The sequence below is a fragment of the Gorillibacterium massiliense genome, from assembly GCF_000455485.1.
In the GTDB taxonomy this organism is placed as follows: Bacteria; Bacillota; Bacilli; order Paenibacillales; family NBRC-103111; genus Gorillibacterium; species Gorillibacterium massiliense.
Map to the genome: position 1 here is coordinate 33117 of NZ_CBQR020000129.1, position 20332 is coordinate 53448.

Genomic DNA, 20332 nt, shown 5'->3' on the forward strand with positions numbered 1-20332 from the left:
TAAGAAATGGAGTTGTTAAACGATGAATCAAAACGAAGTTATCATTCGCTCCGAAAAAGTAAGAGATTACGCCGGAATCGCAGCCGTTCACACCGAAGCGTTTCAGAACAAATCCTTTACGGGGGAAGCCGTTCTTGTCGATATGCTGCGCAGAAGACGTCGCTTCGATCCGGAGTTATCCATTGTGGCAGAAAAAGACGGGGAGATCGTCGCTCACTGCCTCCTAACTCCTTGCACGGTGTGGGTTGAAGGAGAGGAGGTTCCCACTGTATTTTTCGCCCCGGTTGGCGTTCGCCCGGATCACCAGGGCAAAGGGATGGGAGGTCGAATTATCGAGGAAGGCATCCAACGTGCCCGGAAGAAAGGTAATGCTCTCGTTTTCCTTTTAGGACACTCGAGGTACTACCCCCGTTTCGGCTTCCATACTCATATATTCGGAACGAGCCGAATCGCCATAACTGTGCCAGCCGTATCCGATCTAGCCGTCGGTTTATCGGAACGCCGGGTGGTGCCGGAAGATATTCCTCAACTTATGAGCATGTGGGAACTCTGGTATAGTCAAGGAGACTTTGCCGTTCAACCGGAACAAGATTTGACGGAATGGATCAGCCTCGCTTCCAAATTTCAATATTCTGTCATCTGCTGCGGCTCTGAAGTGATCGGATTCGTGAAATACCAAACCCGCAAGCCGTCTGAGATAACCATGCTCCTATCTAAGGATAAATCCAGCGCTTCCGCCATATTGGCCTTCATCCAAGAAAAAACAGATGAGCCGGTCGAGAGTGTCCTCCATTTAGAACTCCATCCAAAAATGGCGGAAATGATGATTCCTTTTCCCTTCACGATCGAGCAATTCCACTGGGAAGCCGCTATGGCCCAGGTCCTTGACCCTGAGCATGCAGCCGCTGCCAGCTACATTCGGGAAGCGGAGAAGAAGTCCCGCTTGGCCGGTCCCGTTCATTGGCCGGTTGAATTTGATCTAATGGATTAGCCAGCCAAATCTCAGCAAAAAAAAACGAAGCGCCGCCAACAGCAGCGCTTCGTTTTCTATATCTGCCCGCTTTCATGCAGGCTGTCGAATATGAGCCCTGTAACGTCCGATACCCGGTTGCGGTCCTCATAGGTTAACCAGGCTAGTTCTTCAATTTCCGAAGCGGGCTGCAATTCTCCTCTATACTCCGCCGAGTAGCAAGCCATTTTCACCCGTTTGCCATGCTTTCCATGTGCCTCCGCCTCGAAGGTTCCGAAATAGGAAATAGTTTCTGGTATAATCGAGACGGATAATTCTTCGGCAACTTCCCGCTGCAGGGTTTCCTCATCCGTTTCGCCGGGATCGCGCTTGCCGCCAGGCATGTAATAGGTATCTTTCCCTTTAGAGCGGGCGCAAAGAACTTTTCTGTCGACGATATGAACCCAAGCGATTTTATCAATGGCATTATCCATTCCGTTTCCCCCTATCCTGCAAGAGGCTCAAGGGCTCCTACAGTCATTCAATTTCTTGTCAGCTTGTCTTTATCTTTCCACGCGCTGAGGCCGCCGGTCATGTTCACCACGTTATAGCCTTTTTCGCTTAATAATTCGCAAGCCAACCCGCTGCGACCGCCGCTTTTGCACATGACGATCATCTCCTGCTTGGGGTCCAGCTCATCAAGACGTTCCAGCAATTGTCCCAATGGTATATGTTTGGCGCCGGCTACATGCCCTTCAACCCATTCAGCGGGCTCGCGTACGTCCAACATAAAGAGAGGCTTCCCACCGTTCATTTCGGCTGCGACTTCTTTGGGCGTCATACTTTTCGATATTTGAAAGGCCACCTCATCTCTTCCCTTCATCTCAAAAGTAATCGATGCATTATCTTCTATAATGCCTGATATTCGCTGGTATTCGCAAGATCAACTGGCCTATCCGCTCTTTTAGAGAACAGCCGAAAACGCAAAAACACTGCAAGGCTAATATCAGCTTTGCAGTGTTTTCCTATGCGGCTATTTTATTTGGACAAACGCTGAAGCTCCCGGGTAATCTGCTCGTTCTGCTGCTTTAATTGGGCGATTTCCCCGCGAAGATCCGCATCTCCGCCGGAAGTCTTTTTCGGAGAACCATGCTTGTGCATACCGCCCATGCCCAGCATCATGACAATCATCATTACCGGGCAAACCAATGCCACTAGCCAAGACCAGTTCATATCGTGCCACCTCCTCCTACTTCGTTGAACTGAACACCTTCAGGATACCGCTGTATTTTGTGGAAACGATGAAGAAACGTTGTCGTTTCTGTGTGATTCTGACCTTGCTCCCCATACTTTTCACACATACTGCTGCTATCATCGGTTTCTACAATCGATGGTTCGCAGATTTCAATATCTAGAAGGACGGTTCTTACCATGAGAACGCTCAAATTCATAACGAATCAATTAAAAATCGGAGATTATCTCCTAATTGGTTGTTTGTTAGTCACCGCCTCTGTCTATATTTTTCACGAAAAAATGCATCTATGGGGCAACAGCGGAAGCGTAGGTGAACCCTATGCCATTATTTCCGTTGATGGGAAACCCGATCAAACCGTGGAATTGACTGAAGAAGAGCGGTACATCGAGATCAGTACCTCTCGCGGGTATGACCGGCTTCGCGTTCGCAATAATGGCATTGAAGTCGTAAAATCCGATTGCCCGGAAAAAATCTGCTTCACCTACGGTCTCATCCAAAAGCCCGGCGAAACAATCATCTGCTTGCCTCTGCGCATGGTGGTGACGATCAAGAGTACCGGAAAACCCGTCCAGAACCAGGTTGACGCCGTAGTGAACTGAATCCCGCTATTCAACTTCTTCCCTTTCGGTTTCGCAGCCAATAGTACAAAACGCCGCCAAGAACGCCTGCTGCCATCATGATCATGCATGCCTTTTTGAAGATGCGTCCTGCGACCAGAACCATATCGCTGCGGTAAAAAGCAGCCGAGACGATCATACAGCCGATGCCCATTCCGATCAGCAGAAGCGCGATCAGCCACTCACTTTTTTTCATTCTCAAGCCCTTCTTCCCATGCACCGGTTAGCGGAATGTCCAGCCGAAAACATGTCCCGCTACCTGTGTTCCCTGATACGGTTACGGTGCCACCATGCAACTCAATCAGCTTCTTTACGATAGGCAACCCTAAACCGGTGCCGCCGAACTGGCGGGAACGGGATTTTTCCACCCGATAAAACCGGTCAAAGACATAGGGACGCTCCTCTTCCGGTATTCCGATTCCGGTGTCGGTAACCGTCACGATGGCGTGTTTGTCTGTTTGTTCCACCCTGAGTTCAATGCTGCCCAATTCCGTATATCGAACCGCGTTGTCCAGCAGGTTCAACATCACCTGTTCCATTCGCAGCCCATCGGCATAGACAACGGGCGGTGATGAAGGGATATGCACATTAAGTTGCAGCCCCTTTTCTCTTGCCTTCCATTCCGCTTTTTCCGCCGCCTGCTGCACAAGTTCCCCTAAATCGATCCATTCGGGAGAGAGATGGATTTGGCCCTCATCCATTTTAGCCAGTTCAAACAAATCGTCGACGAGGGCTTGAATGCGCTTCGCTTCCTGGGCGATGATTCCCAGATACCGGTCCCGCTCCTCTTCCGTATCATAAAGCCGTTCCCGCAGCACATTCGCGTATCCTTCCAGATAGGTAATGGGTGTCCGCAGCTCATGGGAAATGTCGGCGAAAAATTGCTGCCGGTTGTCCCGGTACCGCTTGAGGTCCTGGGCCAGATCATTGATCGCCGCCGCCAGCGACCCGATTTCATCCTTGCTGCCGACGCTCACGCGGGTATCCAGTTCCCCCGCGGCTATGCGCTTAGTAGCCCGCTGCATTTGAATGAGCGGCCGGGACATCATTTGCGAAATAATCCAGGTCATGCCGAGCGCCAGCAGAAAAGCGCCGATCCCGGATAAAATCAGCAGATTTTGCACCGCCGCCACAGAGCTATCCCGATGCTTGGTAGACGCCATAACATATAAGGCGCTCTGAATGCCTTCTTTGCCATTCAATGGCCGCCCGACGACTAAATACCGATTGCCATCTGGGTCGGTATGCTCAAAGCTTATTTCCTCTCCCGCAAAGATGTTTTCCACATCGCGATTATGGATAAAGGTACGATCGGTGGGATCATGCTCCCCCAGATGAATCATATTGCCGTCCTTCTTGAGATAAAAAATGCTGACATCAGAAAATTCCGCAAAGGTCCGCAACATCTCATCGGAGGTGCCAGACCCGGATTCCGCCATCGCAGCAAAATGCGCTGCCATTTCCTCGACTTGGAGCTTCATCTCCGCCGAATAAAAGCGGGAAAACATGCGTTCGACCGCTAATCCCAGCGACAGCAGCACGACCACCAATACGGCGAGGATGGTAAGTCCCAGTTTTATGCCGATCCGGTTCTGTTTCATGGCCGTTCACTGACGCTGTGGAATTTATAGCCGATTCCCCATACCGTTTGAATCGGGTTATAGGCTAGGCCGGCTTTTTGCGCTTTTTCCCGGATATTCTTGACATGGGTGTCAACGACGCGTGACTCGCCTTGATAATCGCAGCCCCAAATCCGTTCCACCAAATCCTCCCGGCTAAATGCCCGCAGCTTGTTTTCCGCCATAACGGCCAAAAGATCAAATTCCTTGTGGGTAAAATCCACATTGCGGTCGCATATAACAATCTCCCGGCTATCGGGAAAGATCCGCAAACCGGGAAATTCCATGAGAGTTTCTTTGGGTAGAGCGAATTGAGCCTGCGACAGCGATGAGCGGCGGAGCAGAGAATGAATACGAGCCAGCAGCTCCTCAGGCTCAAAAGGTTTCGTTAAATAGTCGTCCGCACCCAAGCTCAGCCCGGACACTTTATCTTTCGTTTCCGAGCGCGCCGTGAGCATGATTATCGGAACGGTTTGGGTTTCCCTGATCGCCTTGCATACCTGCCAGCCATCCATATCCGGCATCATGACATCGAGCAATATCATATCGAAAGACTGGGCTCCGGCCATTTCCAGCGCTTCCCTGCCCGTCCTCGCTTCTTTTACATCAAAGCCTTCTTTGGTCAAATAGATCCGCAACAGATTGCGCATGTTCCATTCATCGTCAACGATCAAAATCTGAAGCTTGGGCACGATCGAATCCCCTTCCCTGACAAAAAAAGCGTTTCTTCTATTGTAGCGAATAGATGTGAGGAAACAATGGGGTTTTCATTTGCGGAAAAACGTACAGAAAAAAGCGGCCCCAGGAAATCTCCCAAGCGCCGCTGTCTTCCTCTATTTAGTGCCGAAACGAAAGCGATCCGACTTAACCGACGTGTTCCTTGGTATCATTGGTTTCGTACCAATAATCCAATACTTTGCCCGACATGACTTTGCCGATGATGTATTCCTCTTGACGGCTCGAAAATTGGGCGGTCCAATCGACCTCCAGCTCCCGGCACAGCTTGACGATGGTCAAAAGCTCCGACCACGCCACATAGCGTTTGTACCAGAAAAATTGAGGATGTTCAATCATATAGGGATACAGATCGTCAAAATCCGTATGTTTGCAATCAAGAGCGCGTTCAAAATGAATCTTGGCTTCCGTCAGCTTTTCAAGCAAATATTCTTCGGCAATCGTACCATTCCCCATAGTGCAAGCCTCCTCTCTATAAAGCTTAGCCATATTATAGCGAAAAAAGGCACTGGAGAAAAGGTGAAAATCACTCCAATTCGATGAATCCAGGCTCCATGCGAAGAATTCTCGCCAGGGAATCGACACGGATGCCCGTTTCCCGAATGGAAGGAGCGCCAAGCTGAAACGCCTTTTCCACAGCAATCCCCACGCCCACTAACGCCGCTCCGGAATGCCCGATAATGCGAATGAGCCCCCGGGCCGCGTCGCCATTGGCGATGAAGTCGTCGATGATCAATACCCGGTCATCTTTAGTCAGGAATTGCTTGGAGATCATGATATCGGTGACAATGCCCTTGGTAAAGGACGGCACCCGCTCCAGCCAACAGTCGTTGTCCGTTGTCAGCGTCTTTTTGCGCCGGGCAAAAATAAGCGGCACCTTCATCTCGTACGCCGTTGCAAAGGCGATGGTGATACCCGACGATTCCACCGTGACGACCTTCGTCACGCCTTCCTCTTTAAACCGTCTGGCAAATTCCTTGCCCATTTCCATGATTAGTTCCGTATCGACCTGATGATTGAGGATTGCGTCCAGTTTCAACACATCACTGGTCAAAACGATGCCTTGCTGTCTAATTCTCTCTTTTAACAGTTCCATGAACCGGCTCACCCTCCACAGCTTCCTTCTTTCGCTATATCATAGCAAAATCCATCCCTCCTGAACATAGCTTGAGCGCTTCTATCACAAATCGGCTTTATTCCGACAAACGGAGGACACAAACGGAGGACGGCGGCATATGCAGGGTGTAACCAGAGGCGTCTTCGTGGGGAATCACGGCCACCTGAGTCCCGGGCATTTTCGCCAACACCGTCAACCTCTTCCTTTTCAAGCCCGTAATATGCCAGGTCTGCGGCACTTTGGAAAAGGATTCGACGATAAACGTTCCATTGTCATAAGCAAACAAGCCCACTTCTGCCGGACCGACGAGTTCAAAAGGCAGTACCTCTTCCGTGAAAACGTTGCGGATACCGCTTACGGCAGCTTCCGGCAGCTTCCACAGATCGGCATAATTATCGGGAACCGCCAAAGTGTATAGTTTCCCATTTCCGTAATAGTCATATACGAGCAGTGGAATGTTCATCTGTCCGTTCCAGGCGACAAGCTTTTGCCAGGTGCTGTTGGTGCTGAAATCAAGGACAGGCAGGGTAACGGCTTCCCCCGAAGAGGAAAAGTGATTAAAGGAGCAGACACCCGTATCCTGAGCGAAGAGACTTGCCGCCATGCTTCTCCCCGTCGCACGCAGCACGGTCAGATCTTCCACGCCCTTCCCAGCCATTCGAGTTAGGAAGCCGGAGGTCATAATGATGGTCCCGCCGCCCCGCAGATGCGCTTTCATTTTTGCAAGCACCGTTTCGTCTTTCGCCGCATTGGCGGTAATCAAAAGTGGACTGCCGTCTTTTGGAAAGGTTGGCGTCAGCTCCAGGGGAATGCCCATCATGCCTAAATAGTCGTATAGGTGATCCTCCCCTTTAGCATGGTGAGGCTCGTAAACCTTCATGCCTACTGGATTCCCCAACTGCCCGATAAGAGCATCCAGCTTATCCAGTTGATGGCCGAGTGCCGGTATATAATAACTTTCTTTCAAAATGCTATAACAAAACAGCGTCATCTCTTTCGCTTTAGCAAATAAGGTCAAATACGCTTGCTCCAAATAATACTCGGTATAGGTGCAGTCGAAGCTGTCAAACCAGCCGCCTCCGTTTTTCCCTGGGGCTAGATTTTCCATCCAACGGAGCAGGGAGTAAGAAGCGTAACGGGGAATATGCTGCTGGGTGATGGCTGGATCGCGAGTTTCCGTGCCGGTATAAACACCATCGAAGATCAGCGGCTGCTTTTCCGTGTTGTATCCTGACGACTGATAGGACTCGTTCCAGTTGGGATATTTGATGACGAGCTTGACCCTGGGATTCACCGCAAGCGCCGGTTTACGGATGAGATTTTCGGAAACCTCCGCCATCAGTTCTAGCCGGAACTCCTCCCATGAACGGTCTCCCTTCGCCTGCAGGCAATCGTCGCAAGCACAGTTGGTAAAGAAGAAATCATCGAAGATCACTTCGTCGAAAACCGCCGCAGCTGTCTCCACCGCGGCTTGAAAATCCTTCCGCGACGCCTCGTCCGTGTAGCAGATCGCCTGCAAATGCCGCCCGTAGCCCGGACGGTAGCGCTTTCCCAAAATCGGTGTGATACCACCCGCCGTCTCGATTCCTCTCTCTTCGAAAAAAGCTTTCAGCTCCAGCAGCCGCTCCTTACTCAGGCTGACATCTCCCCGGTGATTTTCCAGATACACTTTCGAAACCTTCAGATGGTTGCGGAAAAAGATCAACTCCCGCTGGATTTGCTCGAAGCTTGCATCCAAACAGGTTGCGGTGCAGTAAATCGCCAGCTTGAAGTGCTCATATGCGTTCGTCAAAAGGGGATCGCTCCTTCATTTGTTTTTGCCTTCGCCGAACGCCCTTGTCTCCCCTTCATCTTTCATATATGAAACCTGCTCCAATTCGCAAAAAGAGAGATTGGCGTCGCAGAAAGCGGGTACCCAATAGGTATTATAAGTGGTATACTTGGCGGAAAGTTATACTCTATCAACTAAAACCATTAATAATAAAACTATTCTACTAGCGGCCGTTCTCGGCCGGCGGGAGCGATCGCCATGTCCGTCCTCCGCTTTTCTGCGTTGCCCCTCCCCCATTACATCCGCAGCGGCTACAGCCTGGCCGGACCCGGACGCAAACATCCGGAACGCTGCGCCATCGGCGAGTTCGATCTTCTGGTCGTAAAAACAGGCTGCATGTACATCGGGGAGGAGGATCGGCGCTATGAAGTGGCCGAAGGCCATGCCCTCATCTTGCGGCCAGATCTGCATCATTATCCGACGGAAAGCTGCCGGGAACTAACCGGGAGCTTTTGGCTGCATTTTCAAACCGAAGGCTCATGGACGACAGCCGAGGATGACGAAGATGGTGTGGGCAGCGCCGACCGATTTGCGGGATTCAGTAACGGCCGACCCGAAGGCAGGGTTCCCGCTTTTAGTCTGCGCTTGCCTCAGTTTACCCGGCTGACTAAGCCGACGCGGATGTACGAGCTATTGCAGCAGCTGAACACTTTTGAGGGGCTCTTCCACCTGGACGCTGTCCGCTGGAAGCAGCAGCTGCTGTTTCAAGAAGTTTTGGAGATTTTAGCGGATTCCCTGGCAGATCTGCCCCCCCAGCCGCCAATCGGCGCCGCCGATTTAGCTGCCTCCTACCTGCGTCTGCATTACCGGGAGGACGTAACCGCCCGAGATTTAGGCACTGCCCTAAATTTCCACCCGGTTTACATCGCCCGCTGCATGCAGAAACAGTTCGGCTGCTCACCTACGGAATACCTACTCCGTTATCGTCTGGAGCAGGCGAAACTGCTGCTTTTGCAAACCGATCTTTCTATTGGCCGTATCGCTGCAGCCGTCGGTTTTCAGCAGGCGGCGTACTTCACGGCCTGCTTCCGCAAGTGGGGAGGAGAGTCCCCCCGGGAATACCGCCGACGGATGTTCAATCAGCAAAATGGGAAAGAGTCACGCATGATGCTTCGAAAATTTTCAGCAAATGTTCAGGAATAGAGCAACTTTACCAGAAGAAAGGCGTCTATTATTTCAGAGAGAAATGTTGATCTATGTATAGAGAAAACCGTAAAGGTTAAGGGGTGGTCAGAAATGAATAAGTACGCCAAACGCTATCTTTTTGCTGTTCTGGCGCTTAGCGTGGCCGCAACGATCGGCTTTATTTCGGGACGGTTGATTCATCCGGATCACTTTCCTGAAAAGGCGCTCCCCACACTGTCCCCAACTTCCGCCGCAAGCGCCAAACCTACTCATCCCGGTGAAACGTCGACGCCCGGGAAAGAAACGCAAACCTTTTCCGGTAGTGACATCGGTGCAGGCGAATCTTATACAAGCGGCCAACCCAAGCTAATGGCACTTATGTTGAATGATTCCATCGATCGAGTCGTCAGCCGTTACGGCAAGCCAACCACGGAAAGCACAATGGATGATGCCGATGGCAGCATCAAGGTGTATCAATACAACGGCTTCTCCGTCGGCTTCAACGAAACGAACAAGGTCCTTTTCATTGAAACTCACCTTATTGGCATCGATCCCGGATTAAATGGCTTCCGTGTGGGAGAATCTCCGGACAAAGTCGTGCGTTCTCTGGGCAAGCCTGATACGGACACAGGCTATGTACTTTCGTATAAAACGGCATCCACCATCTTGAAAATGGATGTAGACCCGCTTACCCAAACCGTTCAATCCGTCAAACTTTTTGGACGTAGTTCCAGTTAGCAATCGTATATCATAATCAAAGCTGCTTTCATCCATCTTTGCAGAGGATGGAAAGCAGCTTTTTTATCGAGTAAATAGGTTACCGGATAACGGCTAGATGCCTCGCGCTAACGGAGAAATAGGCATGCCTCGTCCTTGCCGGACATACCCTGTTAATAGCGCCATCGTCTTTCCATGAAATGGCGGCGGCAAGAGAGGCGGGATAGCCGGTGCGAAAAATGCTTCAGGCTCTGCAGGTCGCCTTTACGTACATTGGCACTGTGGTCGGCGCCGGCTTTGCGTCGGGGCAGGAGATTTTGCAGTTCTTTACTCAATATGAACGGATCGGATCATGGGCGATCGGCATCGCCGCAATGCTTTTCGTGCTGGCCGGAATCAAGCTGATGGTATTGGCTGCGGAAACGGGCTCCCGTTCCTTTGAGGACTTGAACCGGCTGCTGCTCGGAAAAAAAGCTGGTACCGTCTTCAGCATGTTCATGCTGGTGGTTCTGTTGGGAACGTCAGCCGTGATGGTAGCGGGAGCCGGATCGCTTTTTACCGAGCAGTTTCATATTCCCTTTCAGCTGGGAGCTTTGATCACGGTGATCTGCGGGTATTTTGTTATCATCGGAGGAATTAGAGGCTTGCTTACGGTGAATACCATTGTCGTTCCCATTATGCTGCTCTTCACGGTACTCATCCTGATTGAAACGTGGAAGCTGCCGACAGCAAGCAATTGGCTGATCTTGAAGGGTGACTTCAATCATTGGCGGGCTTGGCTCTCCCCCGTGCTTTACTCCGCCTTCAATCTGGCAACCGCCCAAGCCGTGCTCGTCCCGCTGGGAGCCGAAATCCGCGACCGCAAAGTGCTCATATGGGGCGGTGCCATTGGCGGAATCAGCATCGGCGGCATGCTCATGATCGCCCACTTCGCCCTATCGGCGCATATGCCTGGCATCCGGCAATATGAAATCCCCATGGGGCAATTGATCGGCGGTCTCGGCACGGTCGTGCAGCTCATCTATTTATTCGTTATTCTCGGAGAGATTTTCACAACGTTGGTTGCCGACGTTTTCGGATTATCGCTGCAAGTCCAACAAAAATCTCAATTGAACGGAAAACTCGTCATTATTTGCCTTTTGGTCACTAGTTTTCTTATCGCTCAAGCCGGTTTCAGTTCTCTGCTATCCCTTCTATATCCCTTATTTGGACTGATAAGCTTCTTTTGGCTCGGTACCCTCTTCTATCACAACAGCACCCTTAGGCCGGGAAGCGCGCAGCACTAACAGCAGCCGGATATAGAGGAAACCGGCATGGAGCAGCACGAAAACAAAACCCGAAATCAAATACCCGATATGAAAAGCCGGATAAGGCCGAGAGTCCCTCAATACCGCTACCAAGTCGACAAAAAGAAACAGGACAGCAAAAGCTAGGAGAAACAGCAAGCCGTAATCGAGGACCGTCCAATGGAGCCGTGTCCCTTCAGGAAAGCGCCCGCTTTGGGCCGTATCAGATCGTCCTTTGCGAATCGACAAAGCCGTATAGACGGCAGCCGCGATAATCAAGAGACCTACGATCCCGCCAAATATAGCAAGTGTTATGAACATGTTAAAATCCCTCATTCCTTCAATTTTTCAAGAAAGGATTGCCAGACTTATCACCAAAAAACCGACGATGGCAACACCGCATGCGGCATAAGCCCAAAGCAGGACATCCATCGTCTTGTCTTTAGGAAGGGGGACCGTACGCCATAAATATCGTTGAAAGATGATCTGGAGTCGGTCTCCTGTTCCGGATTCTTCAGGCTGAAGCTTTTCCCGCCGGGCGGATATCATCGCTTCCTTTACCTGCGGCCGGTTCAGCGAGATTTTTGCGGAAGAGGGTGGGGTCTCCGATGAGGCTGGTGCGGCCCCTGCGCGGATTGTTCCTCTTTTCCGACCAATGTTATACGTAATTTCGCGCTGAACCGGTTTTTTCCCCTGCACGGGATGCTCTTTCGCCGATTTGTCTTCCATTTGGCACCATCCTTATTTCCGCTTTCTTCCTATATAGTATCCGGCGGCTTGTCCGTACGCAATGCAGTTTTTTGATGAGGCTGCTTTTCTCTTGTATAATGCGGGTAAAAGGTTGATTTGGACTGGGGAGGGATACCTATTGAATAAAACGGTTTTGATCAGCGGCGGAGGTCAAGGAATCGGCCGGGCAACCGCCCTTAAGTTCGCTCAGGAGGGTTACGCGGTTTCCATCTGCGACACCTCGAAAGAAGCCGGCTTGGAGGTCATCCGCCACATTCGGGATGTCGGAGGCGACGGCATGTTTATGTGCGTGGATATTGCCGACGAAGAAGCCGTCAAACGTTGGCTGCGGCTGACCGTTCAGGATTTGGGCCGAGTCGATGTGCTGGTCAACAACGCAGGCATCAGCAAAAACGGTTCCATGCTCGATCTTTCCATCGAAGATTTCGATCGCGTCATTGCCGTTAATCTGCGAGGCACTTATCTGTGCTCACGGGAAGCGGCTCGGATCATGAAATCAATAGGCGGCGGCAGTATCATCAACATCGCTTCCACCCGAGCGCTCATGTCCGAAGCCGATACCGAAGCCTACTCTGCCTCCAAAGGCGGAATACTGGCCCTCACCCACGCCATGGCGGTTAGCCTGGGCTCATCTGGCATCCGCGTCAACGCCATTAGTCCCGGCTGGATCGAAACCGCCGACTGGCAGTTCTCCGCCAGAGCTACCGTTCCCAAGCACAGCGAGGAAGACCGGTTGCAGCATCCCGCTGGGCGCGTGGGAATTCCTTACGATATTGCCGACATGTGCGTCTATTTGGCCTCCGAACAGGCTGGATTCATTACGGGCCAAAACTTTGTCATCGACGGCGGCATGACCAAAAAAATGATCTATGTATAACTCTAAAATGAACTCAAAAGCCGATATCCCGCCTGCAAGGCAGATATCGGCTGTTTGCTACACCGTCTTATGGGATTCGTAAACCTTCGCTAATTGCCGCACCACCCGGCTGAGAGAATAGGATTTTTTCGCTTTTTCCCATCCGGCCCGAGCCAGGTTATAGCGGAAAGTAGGGTCCTGACACAGCTTCTCCAGAGCGCCGGCCAGCGCTTGCACATCGTCCTCCGGAACAAGCAGCCCGTTGCGGCCGTCTTCAATTTGTTCCTTGATGCCGCCCACATCCGTTCCTACCAGAGCCAGCAAGCACAGCGCCGCTTCCGCAAAGACACTGCCGAAAGCTTCAGCCCGGGAAGGAAGCACAAAGATATCGGAAAATGGCATGAACTCTTCAGGATGCAGCATATAGCCGTAGAATATCGTTTCTTCATAAAGATCGAGTTGAACCGCCAACTGCTCCAGTTCCTGCCGGGAAGGCCCGTCTCCGATGATGTGAAGCACGAACGGATAACCGCGGCGCTTCAATTCGGAGCATGCCCGAAGAAGGATATCGAGACCCTTCGCGGGTACCAGCCGGCATACGGTGATCAGCTGGGTTACTTGATTTTCATGGGGAACCGGACGGAACCTGCGCTCATCAAAACCATTGGGAATGATCCCGATTTTCTCTGAGTCTTGGATATAATCACTCATATATTTTTTAAAAGACATGGAGACCGTCAAAATTTGATCTGTTTTTTCCTCCAGTTCCCTGTAAAGAGAAGTAAGGAATGCGTGCTCCGGGCCATCCTCTTGAATTCTGCCGTTCAGAATAAGCTCCCGTTCATAACTGGAGTGCACGGTGACGACAACCGGTATATGTGGGAAAACTTCTTTCATGGCAAGAGCGGCGATGGGGTGATGGGCGTGAATCAAATCATAATCCTTCTTGATCCGCATCCGCGTCCACCAGAGATAGTCCCGATAGGTTTGCAAATACTTATCGATGATAGGGTTGCCGGCATAGACCGAGCAATCGAAAGTGCTGAATTGCACTTCACCTGTCCCTTTGTTGCGAATCCGCTTCGGGAGCGAGAACATTTCCATCGTCCAACCCTTTTTATTAAAGCGGTCCTGAATGTACGGGACCATGGATGAAACCCCGCCAGGCTGTTCCGGCGGGAAAAATAAAGCTTGTAAGATGTTCATCGGCTTCCTCCAGTCAATAGCTTGCAGCGCCAAGTGGGCAAGCCGGCAGCAGCGAGCCGCGCCTTTTCTTAATTGTACCTTTGTCCGGTTGTTGTGAAAAGCCTATTTCCACACCTCACCGAAACAGAATAACCCCTCTCCAAAGGGAGGGGCGTAAATAATAGCGCACCCGACGTCAACCGATATGAAACAGTTCGTCCATCGGCGTTTCCAGCGCATCGCTTAACTTCTTCGCCGCAGCTGGTCCGATGGTCTTCATGGACCGCTCCAGCAAACTGATGTAAGCATTGCTCAATTGGCTCTGTCTCGCCAGTTCCCTCTGTGACATTCCTTTTAAAATGCGCAGTCGTATAAAAGTTTCCGGATTCACGTAGATCTTGGTCAAGAGTCCCCCTCCTCGTGTTCCCGTTCCGTTCTCATTATAGCGGGAAAATTTTACAATTGCAATCACATTTGTTAACCCGTGCATATGGTTCATACAACCTTGTGAATAAGGGAACGATTGCTGCGGTGTTTTTTCCATGATATGATTCATTTGTTTACAATTGTTTACCAAATCAGACGATTCAGCCTGACAAATAGTTGTGTACGGAGGGGAAATCGTTATTATGCCATTCTACGATGTATTAAAGGATCTGCGAAAGGAAAAAGGCTACACGATCCGCGAGGTTTCCGGAAGATCCGGAGTATCCCCCGCTTACATCTCCCAATTGGAAAACGGCCAGCGCGGCATCCCTTCGCCCGATGTATTGATGAAGCTGTCAGAAGGGCTCAATACCTCTTATTCCGAGCTGATGCGCCACGCCGGTTATTTGGAACAAGTGGAGTCTTCATTGGACAAGCCGTCGGCTCCAATCAATTTGCGCCGCTTTTTGCGAGATAACGAAGTCGCTTTAGACGGCGTTCCTTTGACCGCAGAGGATAAAGAGTGGGTCGAACGGATGCTGACCGCGCTTTTCTGGAAAGAGAGGCGCCGCACCGATCGGGAGTAGGCTTTCGTTCTTTTCAACTGGGCTACCAGAATAATGCTGATGATCACCAGTAAAAACCAGGAGCTGATCTTTCCGAATCCTACGAGCCGCCAAGCTTCGGCCTGGTCGGGATATTGCCATGCTCCGAAGAAGGTCGCGATATTTTCCGCAACCCATATAAAGAAACCAATGAGAATAAACGATAAGGTCAGCGGCATCCGATATTGCCGGCTCCCCACCGTAAACCTTACCCAGGTACGGATAAAAACCAGCAGCACCGCAGCCGTCAACCACCAGCGAACATCCGGCAAGAGATGATGGGTGAAAAAGTTGGCATAGATCGCCGTGCCAAGAATCGCCGGCAGCCACCCCTGCGGCCAATGATCGATGTGAAGCTCAAGCCTTCTCCACGCTTGGCAAAGATAACTGGCGACACTGGCATACATAAACCCGCTATAGAGAGGAACTCCGAATATCTTTGTCAGTGCCGGCTCGGGATAAGACCAGGAGCCCATGTGGACCTTAAACAGCTCCAGCGCCAGTCCAAGCAGGTGAAATAGACAAATGACCTTGATTTCATCCCACGTCTCTAGCTTGAAGGCGTACATCAGCACTTGAGCCGTCAAGAGTACGAGAAGAATAAGATCATAGCGGTATAAGTAAGGGATATCGACGAGTTTGGACAACGCCAGCGTAATAAATACTGTAGCCGCAAAGATGCAGCTCAGCGATTGCAGCCAGGCAAACCGAAAGAGCTGGCCTGTAAAATGCGATAAGCTTTTCCCGCGAATAAGCTGCATTGCTGCCATGAAAACGCCCCATTCATTTAATGATGACTCCGCCAAATGGCAAAATTTCCCGCAATATCCGCTTCACGATGCCGTCCTCAGCCGTATCGCGTTCCATTTCCCGATCGCTTTTTCCGGTTTGCAGCAGCACGCTACCGCTCCCCCGCAACTCCCACTGATAATTCATATGCTGGCTAGCCAAGTGATTTCCGTATACGCACAAATCCACCTTTGCTGACTCCGGGTAAGCCACCAGGCATCCGGTATCGACAAAAACGGGAACCTCCGGCATAAGCTTCAATTCGTGAACCGGACCTTTGGTTAGTACGCCGATGGAGCCCGTTCCGAAAAATTTCATTTTTAAAACGTCCCGGGTGACCAACATGTTTCTGATCTTCAGAATGACGCTCTTCATCTGAATCCCTTTGCTATAAAAAAGAATATTCCGGATATCGAAGAGAAAATCGGCCTTATCCTCCACATTGATCGGTTTCATGTAAAACCCCGGGGGCAAGGCAAGAACCAGTTCAGCCGGACCGGTTATATTCGCCTGCAGCAGCTTTTTCTTGCGGAACATGCCTTTCAGATTCATGAACCGGTCCTCCCGTAAAGAAGGCGCTCCTCGAAATGCGATGATCATTTTAGGATGCAGCACGTGGATGACCTCTCCCTCTTCCAGACGGATAAAGACTCCACGCGATTGTTCGCCGACTACCGGATCAGCCAAAACCTCCATCCTTTCACCCCGCATCTACGATATCAATAGTTGTCACGCCCTGCGCCGTATCACCAAACGCAAGAGTCTTCCCGAAAAGAAAAGCAGCAGCACGATGCCTACAAAAGCAACGATTCCCGAGCGAAGCTGGTTATAGCTGCGTATTTTCTGCTGCTCCGATTTTTTCAAATAATCAACGCTTGCGGCCAGTTCTTTATTTTGTTCCGCCAGCTTTCGGTTCTCCTCAACGAGCCGAAGCTGGTCCTGCCGAAATTGCTCTGCCGTTTCCTTTGCCTGATCCAACTCGGCCAGCGTAGAAGAATATTGTTCCTGCACTTGGACATAATTGTCCTGAACTTTCTCATAACTATCCTGCACCTGTTGATAATTTTCCTTAAGTTTATCCACCTCGTCGGGAAGTTTGAACAGTTGACCCACATTGCTGAAAAATCCGGCATGGGCGCGGGGTAAGACATGGGGATTCAACAGCGGGATCGAAATACAGAGCAGGAGCAGGATAACGGTTTTGCCAAGCAGATTGAATTTCACTCGAGTCCCCCCCTGTTTGATTTATCAAGGCCTGTCCATCAAATCTTATACGTAACTTTACCCGTAAAAGTTCCTGAACGCGCACTTGACCCCGGAATCCGCTAGATCCAAAACTCAAGATTAAGAAAATCTAAAAAAACTCAACCTATCTTCTTTAGTTGAAGCATTGTTGCATTTTTCGTTGTGACCCATAATGTTGTCGAAGGGAATATTAAATTTTAAAGACAAAGGGGATTTGTACATGTCTAAGACTCAAAAAGTTGTTCTTGGTCTTCTCTCTGGCGCTTTGGCTGTTGGCGTAACCGCTTGCGGAACCAGCAGCAAAAAGGATAGCGAAGGCACCAAAGCACCTGCAACCAGTACCGCACCGGCTGCTACAAACAAAGCTTCGGATGAAAAGGTTACGATTACGTTCCAAAACATCTATCCTGATCCGAGCACACCTTCTGCAAAAACCCTGGCCAAAATTGTAGCCGATTACACGGCAGCTCACCCTAATGTCAAAATTGAGTTGGACTCCCTCAACACCGACCAGCAAAAAATCAAGTTGAAAACCCAAGCCGCTTCCCAAGAGCTTCCGGACATCACCATCGTCAACCCGGCTGCACAAATGGAGCCCTACGTTAAGGAAGGCCTGCTTGCTCCGCTGAACGACATGCTGGATCAAAACGGCTTAAAAGACACCTTCCAAACCGGCATTCTCGATTTCTACACCTTCGACAACAACACATACGCTCTGCCGGACGGCAACAACGTCGGCGTGATGTTCTACAACAAAGCCCTGTTCAAACAAGCGGGCATCGCCAATACACCAACCACCTTCGATGAACTGCTGGCTGACGTAAAAACCTTAAAAGACAAAGGCATCCAACCGATGGTTATCGGTGAAAAGGACTCCTGGACCGGTTCCTTCCTGTTCATGAACGTTCTGCTCCGTACCAATAACGGCCCTGGTTTCCTGAAAGACGTACTGGACAAGAAGAAGACCTTTAACGATCCGGCCTTCGTTGAAGCCGTTGATTCATTCCAAAAGCTGGTTCAAGCTGGAGCTTTCCAAGCCGGCGCTACCTCCGTCGACTATAACGCTGGTGAAAACCTGTTCAAAACCGGCAAAGCTGCCATGTACTACATGGGTTCCTGGGCTACCGGTTCTATCGATGGCTCGCAAGTCGGTAAAGACGTCGGCGTCTTCAAATTCCCGACCATTAATGGTAAAGGCAACGTTGACGAATTCATGCTGGCTCCAGGATCTGCATTCGCAATCTCCGCTAAGAGCGAGCACCTGCAAGCAACAAAGGATTTCTTGAACTACTTCATGCTGAACTACCCGAAAGTGAAGTTTGACAACAAAGACATCGTCGGTGTTGCACAAAAGGTTGACGCTGACTTGAAGGCTGCAGGCTACTCCGATCTGGCTGTTGAAATCAACGGGATGTTCAGCGCAGTTAAAGGCGGCGACCTGGCGTTCGACAACACCATGAACCCTGCAACTGCACAAGAGCACCTCAATGCCATTCAAAACCTGTTCGTACAAAAGACCGATTCCGCGGCTGTAGCTAAACAACACCAAACCGCATTTGAAGCAAACAACAAGTAAGAGGCTTTCAGCCTTGGCAAGGATGGAGAGGAGACACCGTCTCCTCTCTCTTTCCTGCTCTACATTAAGTCGAAGGAGGCGGACGTGCCTTGAACGTGTTGAAAGTATCGAAAGCGACCATTGCCGTCTTTGTATTGCCTTGTCTGCTCTTCTATCTAGCCCTTGTTTTCGTCCCAATCATCGTGCTTATCTATACCAGCACGCTGGACTGGAACGGGATTGGCGCATCCAAATTCATCGGATTTGACAACTTCGTCACCATGTTTTCAAAGGACAGCGTATTCTGGCCCGCCGTACGGCGCACATTGACGTTTGCTGTGTTTTCCATGGTTGAGATTCCAATCGCATTAATGCTTGCCATCCTTTTGAATCGCTTCACGAGAAAACCGAACTTTCTCGTATCCAGCTACTTTATGCCGGTTATCCTGTCGGTCGTCGTCATCGGCCAACTGTGGAAAACCATCTATAACCCTGCTGAAATGGGCGGCATGATCAACCAGATCCTGGACAGCGTCGGACTTCATTCGTGGACGCACTCGTGGCTCACGGAGCCCAAATTCGCAATCTATGCTATCTATTTCATCGCTCTTTGGCAATATCTAGGCTATCATCTGTTGATCCAATTTACCGGTATCCAAAACATCCCTACCGAAATCTACGAAGCCGCCAAGATTGATGGAGCCGTAGGCTTTAAGGCGGATCGATATATTACATTTCCGTTGGTCGTGCCGATTTTCAAAATATCCATCGTCCTTGCCTTTATCGGTTCGCTGCAATCCTTCGACATGATCATGGTCACCACCGGTGGGGGCCCCGCTCACGCGACGGACGTTATCGCCACCCACATGTACAACATGAGCTTCCTGTCCATGAAATACGGCTACGGTTCTTCCCTGGCTGTCGTGCTGATTGTCATCTGTCTTCTCGCTACGGTCCTCATCAACACCATTTTCAGCCGCTGGGAAAGAAAAATGTCCTAACAGAAAGGAGATCCGTCTATGTCTACAACTAATTCATCCAGCAAAGCGATAGACCGTCCCCTTTCTGTGGGCCGTCTCGATAAAATGACGCCTGGAAAACTCGCTGCCTACGTGCTATTCGCGGTTTTGTTTCTTACCCAGATCTATCCCTTGTTTTGGCTGCTTACCTATTCCCTCAAAAACAACGATGAAATTCTGTCAGGAAAGTTCTTTGCTATGCCAAAGCATTGGCTTTGGGAAAACTATAAGGCCGCCATCGACGGCGGACACTATGTTCAATACTTGCTGAATAGCTTAAAAGTAACTTCGATTACGATGATAAGCGTCATCCTTCTAGCCGGCATGGTGAGCTTTGCCATCACCCGTTTCCGATTCAAGTACGGCAATCTGATCATGCTCGTCTTTCTGATGGGGATGATGATTCCGCTGCAATCGACGCTCTTGCCCTTGATGATCATTTTCAAGAACGCGCATATCTTGAACACGCATTTGTCGCTTATTTTCCCTTACATCGCCTTCCAGCTTCCCATCGCGGTGTTTATTCTTAGCGGCTTTATGCGCTCGATCCCTCACGAGATCGAAGAATCGGCGGTCATGGACGGAGCCAATGTGTTCCGCATCTTTATCTCAATTATCATTCCGGTTTCGATCCCGCCGATTATGACCGTG

The 20332-nt window shown here is 50.5% G+C and carries 25 protein-coding genes and 1 pseudogene; 10 read left to right on the plus strand and 16 right to left on the minus strand.

From position 1 onward, the window contains the following. The first annotated feature begins 22 nt into the window (after window positions 1–22). Window positions 23–991 carry a GNAT family N-acetyltransferase gene (locus TJ79_RS26100; RefSeq protein WP_052339696.1) on the plus strand — a complete coding sequence of 323 codons (969 nt, stop codon included), beginning with the start codon at window positions 23–25 and terminating at the stop codon, window positions 989–991. A 56-nt stretch (window positions 992–1047) separates the two neighbouring features. Here TJ79_RS26100 and TJ79_RS17080 read toward each other — a convergent pair whose 3' ends face one another. The 3 genes from TJ79_RS17080 to TJ79_RS17090 form a co-directional block, all read right to left on the minus strand. Further along, the gene (locus TJ79_RS17080; protein ID WP_040951554.1) at window positions 1048–1443 is read right to left on the minus strand and encodes an NUDIX hydrolase; all 396 of its coding nucleotides are present in this window, start codon (window positions 1441–1443) and stop codon (window positions 1048–1050) included. 47 nt (window positions 1444–1490) lie between these two features. Further along, window positions 1491–1790, minus strand: a complete 300-nt coding sequence (locus tag TJ79_RS17085) for a rhodanese-like domain-containing protein (protein ID WP_040951578.1) — start codon at window positions 1788–1790, stop codon at window positions 1491–1493. Window positions 1791–1987: 197 nt separating this feature from the next. Then, complete coding sequence (locus TJ79_RS17090; protein WP_040951555.1) at window positions 1988–2182, minus strand: DUF2933 domain-containing protein; 195 nt, start codon at window positions 2180–2182, stop codon at window positions 1988–1990. 198 nt (window positions 2183–2380) lie between these two features. Between TJ79_RS17090 and TJ79_RS17100 the strand changes: the two genes are divergently transcribed. Further along, window positions 2381–2803, plus strand: coding sequence for a NusG domain II-containing protein (locus TJ79_RS17100; protein ID WP_040951557.1), 423 nt, complete (start codon window positions 2381–2383; stop codon window positions 2801–2803). A gap of 10 nt (window positions 2804–2813) precedes the next feature. On the opposite strand, the gene TJ79_RS17105 is transcribed toward TJ79_RS17100, so the two are convergent. The 6 genes from TJ79_RS17105 to TJ79_RS17130 all read right to left on the minus strand — a co-directional run bounded on the left by TJ79_RS17105 (window position 2814) and on the right by TJ79_RS17130 (window position 8084). Further along, window positions 2814–3017 carry a hypothetical protein gene (locus TJ79_RS17105; protein WP_040951558.1) on the minus strand — a complete coding sequence of 68 codons (204 nt, stop codon included), beginning with the start codon at window positions 3015–3017 and terminating at the stop codon, window positions 2814–2816. Further along, window positions 3004–4422, minus strand: coding sequence for a sensor histidine kinase (locus TJ79_RS17110; RefSeq protein WP_040951559.1), 1419 nt, complete (start codon window positions 4420–4422; stop codon window positions 3004–3006). The genes TJ79_RS17105 and TJ79_RS17110 overlap by 14 nt, the downstream gene beginning before the upstream one ends. Further along, a complete protein-coding gene (locus TJ79_RS17115; RefSeq protein WP_202903337.1) occupies window positions 4419–5132 on the minus strand; it encodes a response regulator transcription factor in 714 nt (237 codons plus the stop codon). The genes TJ79_RS17110 and TJ79_RS17115 overlap by 4 nt, the downstream gene beginning before the upstream one ends. Before the next feature lie 172 nt (window positions 5133–5304). Next, complete coding sequence (locus tag TJ79_RS17120; RefSeq protein WP_040951560.1) at window positions 5305–5631, minus strand: hypothetical protein; 327 nt, start codon at window positions 5629–5631, stop codon at window positions 5305–5307. A gap of 70 nt (window positions 5632–5701) precedes the next feature. After that, window positions 5702–6271 carry a xanthine phosphoribosyltransferase gene (locus TJ79_RS17125; RefSeq protein ID WP_040951561.1) on the minus strand — a complete coding sequence of 190 codons (570 nt, stop codon included), beginning with the start codon at window positions 6269–6271 and terminating at the stop codon, window positions 5702–5704. A 97-nt stretch (window positions 6272–6368) separates the two neighbouring features. Continuing rightward, the gene (locus TJ79_RS17130) at window positions 6369–8084 is read right to left on the minus strand and encodes a hypothetical protein (protein ID WP_040951562.1); all 1716 of its coding nucleotides are present in this window, start codon (window positions 8082–8084) and stop codon (window positions 6369–6371) included. A gap of 237 nt (window positions 8085–8321) precedes the next feature. Here TJ79_RS17130 and TJ79_RS17135 point away from each other — a divergent pair, with 237 nt between their 5' ends. The 3 genes from TJ79_RS17135 to TJ79_RS17145 all read left to right on the plus strand — a co-directional run bounded on the left by TJ79_RS17135 (window position 8322) and on the right by TJ79_RS17145 (window position 11251). After that, the gene (locus tag TJ79_RS17135) at window positions 8322–9266 is read left to right on the plus strand and encodes a helix-turn-helix transcriptional regulator (RefSeq protein ID WP_052339698.1); all 945 of its coding nucleotides are present in this window, start codon (window positions 8322–8324) and stop codon (window positions 9264–9266) included. Between the two features lie 93 nt (window positions 9267–9359). After that, window positions 9360–9986, plus strand: coding sequence for a hypothetical protein (locus TJ79_RS26105; RefSeq protein WP_052339699.1), 627 nt, complete (start codon window positions 9360–9362; stop codon window positions 9984–9986). A gap of 218 nt (window positions 9987–10204) precedes the next feature. Further along, on the plus strand, window positions 10205–11251 hold the full coding sequence (locus TJ79_RS17145; RefSeq protein ID WP_040951582.1) for a YkvI family membrane protein: 1047 nt from the start codon (window positions 10205–10207) through the stop codon (window positions 11249–11251). On the opposite strand, the gene TJ79_RS27300 is transcribed toward TJ79_RS17145, so the two are convergent. Together TJ79_RS27300 and TJ79_RS17150 are read right to left on the minus strand one after the other, a co-directional pair. After that, window positions 11168–11572, minus strand: a complete 405-nt coding sequence (locus TJ79_RS27300; RefSeq protein WP_155987933.1) for a hypothetical protein — start codon at window positions 11570–11572, stop codon at window positions 11168–11170. The genes TJ79_RS17145 and TJ79_RS27300 overlap by 84 nt on opposite strands. A gap of 27 nt (window positions 11573–11599) precedes the next feature. Then, window positions 11600–11980: a hypothetical protein gene (locus tag TJ79_RS17150; RefSeq protein ID WP_040951563.1), complete on the minus strand. Its 381-nt coding sequence runs from the start codon at window positions 11978–11980 to the stop codon at window positions 11600–11602. A gap of 139 nt (window positions 11981–12119) precedes the next feature. Between TJ79_RS17150 and TJ79_RS17155 the strand changes: the two genes are divergently transcribed. After that, window positions 12120–12878 (plus strand): glucose 1-dehydrogenase, encoded by a 759-nt coding sequence (locus tag TJ79_RS17155; RefSeq protein WP_040951564.1) that lies wholly within the window; start codon window positions 12120–12122, stop codon window positions 12876–12878. A gap of 57 nt (window positions 12879–12935) precedes the next feature. On the opposite strand, the gene TJ79_RS17160 is transcribed toward TJ79_RS17155, so the two are convergent. Beyond that, window positions 12936–14063 carry a glycosyltransferase family 4 protein gene (locus TJ79_RS17160; RefSeq protein ID WP_040951565.1) on the minus strand — a complete coding sequence of 376 codons (1128 nt, stop codon included), beginning with the start codon at window positions 14061–14063 and terminating at the stop codon, window positions 12936–12938. A 175-nt stretch (window positions 14064–14238) separates the two neighbouring features. Beyond that, the gene (locus TJ79_RS17165) at window positions 14239–14448 is read right to left on the minus strand and encodes a helix-turn-helix domain-containing protein (RefSeq protein ID WP_052339701.1); all 210 of its coding nucleotides are present in this window, start codon (window positions 14446–14448) and stop codon (window positions 14239–14241) included. A gap of 223 nt (window positions 14449–14671) precedes the next feature. Here TJ79_RS17165 and TJ79_RS26810 point away from each other — a divergent pair, with 223 nt between their 5' ends. Continuing rightward, complete coding sequence (locus tag TJ79_RS26810; RefSeq protein ID WP_040951566.1) at window positions 14672–15055, plus strand: helix-turn-helix domain-containing protein; 384 nt, start codon at window positions 14672–14674, stop codon at window positions 15053–15055. 2 nt (window positions 15056–15057) lie between these two features. Here TJ79_RS26810 and TJ79_RS17175 read toward each other — a convergent pair. The 3 genes and pseudogenes from TJ79_RS17175 to TJ79_RS17185 form a co-directional block, all read right to left on the minus strand. Beyond that, window positions 15058–15834, minus strand: a pseudogene (locus tag TJ79_RS17175) (DUF817 domain-containing protein); the annotation flags it as partial. Window positions 15835–15856: 22 nt separating this feature from the next. Continuing rightward, window positions 15857–16558: an AIM24 family protein gene (locus TJ79_RS17180; protein ID WP_040951567.1), complete on the minus strand. Its 702-nt coding sequence runs from the start codon at window positions 16556–16558 to the stop codon at window positions 15857–15859. Window positions 16559–16591: 33 nt separating this feature from the next. Continuing rightward, window positions 16592–17086: an SH3 domain-containing protein gene (locus TJ79_RS17185; RefSeq protein ID WP_040951568.1), complete on the minus strand. Its 495-nt coding sequence runs from the start codon at window positions 17084–17086 to the stop codon at window positions 16592–16594. A 241-nt stretch (window positions 17087–17327) separates the two neighbouring features. Between TJ79_RS17185 and TJ79_RS17190 the strand changes: the two genes are divergently transcribed. The 3 genes from TJ79_RS17190 to TJ79_RS17200 all read left to right on the plus strand — a co-directional run. Next, entirely contained in the window at window positions 17328–18683 is a 1356-nt protein-coding gene (locus TJ79_RS17190; RefSeq protein ID WP_040951569.1) for an extracellular solute-binding protein, read from the plus strand. 89 nt (window positions 18684–18772) lie between these two features. Further along, window positions 18773–19663: a carbohydrate ABC transporter permease gene (locus TJ79_RS17195; protein ID WP_040951570.1), complete on the plus strand. Its 891-nt coding sequence runs from the start codon at window positions 18773–18775 to the stop codon at window positions 19661–19663. 84 nt (window positions 19664–19747) lie between these two features. After that, the coding region (locus TJ79_RS17200; protein ID WP_040951585.1) for a carbohydrate ABC transporter permease at window positions 19748–20332 on the plus strand (585 nt) is incomplete at its 3' end.

What these genes read in the sequence shown, in the direction of transcription:
- TJ79_RS17110 (WP_040951559.1), bottom strand. Translation starts at nt 4,422, where the DNA reads ATGAAACAGAACCGGATCGGCATAAAACTGGGACTTACCATCCTCGCC.
- TJ79_RS17100 (WP_040951557.1), top strand. Translation starts at nt 2,381, where the DNA reads ATGAGAACGCTCAAATTCATAACGAATCAATTAAAAATCGGAGATTAT.
- TJ79_RS26100 (WP_052339696.1), top strand. Translation starts at nt 23, where the DNA reads ATGAATCAAAACGAAGTTATCATTCGCTCCGAAAAAGTAAGAGATTAC.
- TJ79_RS17085 (WP_040951578.1), bottom strand. Translation starts at nt 1,790, where the DNA reads ATGACGCCCAAAGAAGTCGCAGCCGAAATGAACGGTGGGAAGCCTCTC.
- TJ79_RS17145 (WP_040951582.1), top strand. Translation starts at nt 10,205, where the DNA reads ATGCTTCAGGCTCTGCAGGTCGCCTTTACGTACATTGGCACTGTGGTC.
- TJ79_RS17150 (WP_040951563.1), bottom strand. Translation starts at nt 11,980, where the DNA reads ATGGAAGACAAATCGGCGAAAGAGCATCCCGTGCAGGGGAAAAAACCG.
- TJ79_RS17135 (WP_052339698.1), top strand. Translation starts at nt 8,322, where the DNA reads ATGTCCGTCCTCCGCTTTTCTGCGTTGCCCCTCCCCCATTACATCCGC.
- TJ79_RS17080 (WP_040951554.1), bottom strand. Translation starts at nt 1,443, where the DNA reads ATGGATAATGCCATTGATAAAATCGCTTGGGTTCATATCGTCGACAGA.
- TJ79_RS17120 (WP_040951560.1), bottom strand. Translation starts at nt 5,631, where the DNA reads ATGGGGAATGGTACGATTGCCGAAGAATATTTGCTTGAAAAGCTGACG.
- TJ79_RS17090 (WP_040951555.1), bottom strand. Translation starts at nt 2,182, where the DNA reads ATGAACTGGTCTTGGCTAGTGGCATTGGTTTGCCCGGTAATGATGATT.
- TJ79_RS26105 (WP_052339699.1), top strand. Translation starts at nt 9,360, where the DNA reads ATGAATAAGTACGCCAAACGCTATCTTTTTGCTGTTCTGGCGCTTAGC.
- TJ79_RS27300 (WP_155987933.1), bottom strand. Translation starts at nt 11,572, where the DNA reads ATGTTCATAACACTTGCTATATTTGGCGGGATCGTAGGTCTCTTGATT.
- TJ79_RS17160 (WP_040951565.1), bottom strand. Translation starts at nt 14,063, where the DNA reads ATGAACATCTTACAAGCTTTATTTTTCCCGCCGGAACAGCCTGGCGGG.
- TJ79_RS26810 (WP_040951566.1), top strand. Translation starts at nt 14,672, where the DNA reads ATGCCATTCTACGATGTATTAAAGGATCTGCGAAAGGAAAAAGGCTAC.
- TJ79_RS17125 (WP_040951561.1), bottom strand. Translation starts at nt 6,271, where the DNA reads ATGGAACTGTTAAAAGAGAGAATTAGACAGCAAGGCATCGTTTTGACC.
- TJ79_RS17180 (WP_040951567.1), bottom strand. Translation starts at nt 16,558, where the DNA reads ATGGAGGTTTTGGCTGATCCGGTAGTCGGCGAACAATCGCGTGGAGTC.
- TJ79_RS17105 (WP_040951558.1), bottom strand. Translation starts at nt 3,017, where the DNA reads ATGAAAAAAAGTGAGTGGCTGATCGCGCTTCTGCTGATCGGAATGGGC.
- TJ79_RS17190 (WP_040951569.1), top strand. Translation starts at nt 17,328, where the DNA reads ATGTCTAAGACTCAAAAAGTTGTTCTTGGTCTTCTCTCTGGCGCTTTG.